Annotated in this window: 2 tRNA genes; both read left to right on the top strand. The window is 36.7% G+C overall.

What is annotated here, in order from left to right:
* The first annotated feature begins 233 nt into the window (after positions 1-233).
* Positions 234-307, top strand: a tRNA-Ile gene (locus AC23MB_RS14340).
* An 84-nt stretch (positions 308-391) separates the two neighbouring features.
* Positions 392-465: transfer RNA gene (locus AC23MB_RS14335), tRNA-Ala, on the top strand.
* The last annotated feature ends 153 nt before the right edge of the window (positions 466-618 follow it).

The raw sequence follows: 618 nt of genomic DNA, 5'->3' as shown, positions 1-618 counted from the left end.
AACATCTCATTTTAGAGCGTCTATATGACGTAAAACAAAATTAGTCATGCAAATGACAAACATTCTTAAACAAAGCATAGCTTTGGTTTTTTTACTCGGTTGTAAATATTAAACAATACACCCCTAAGAATTAGTAAGTAAGGGATTGAGACAAGCAAGAAGAAAGAGAAAAGAAGAAAGAAAAAAGACGAAAAGTCTTGGCTCTAGGTTCTTTCATCTTCAAGTCTAAATAAAGTCTCGTAGCTCAGCTGGTTAGAGCGCTACACTGATAATGTAGAGGTCGGCAGTTCGAGCCTGCCCGAGACTACTAATTTGAGTTTGAGGTTTAAAGTTTACATATTCAAGGTTAACTTGAAACAAAAGAAAACTTAAAACATTAAACGAATAACAGGGGGAATTAGCTCAGCTGGCTAGAGCGCCTGCCTTGCACGCAGGAGGTCAAGGGTTCGACTCCCTTATTCTCCACAGTATTTTGAGTTTGATTTAAAAGTTACGGATAGAGCCAAAAACAATATCTGTTCATCAGACGATCAATAAGACAAAAAGATCATTGACATTAACGGTAAAGACATCACAAAGAGAAAACCGAGCACTTATAAGTGCTTGAGTAACCTAAAA

The organism is Soonwooa sp. T0.1_25, assembly GCF_057652215.1.
This window is presented reverse-complemented; position numbering and strand designations above follow the sequence as displayed.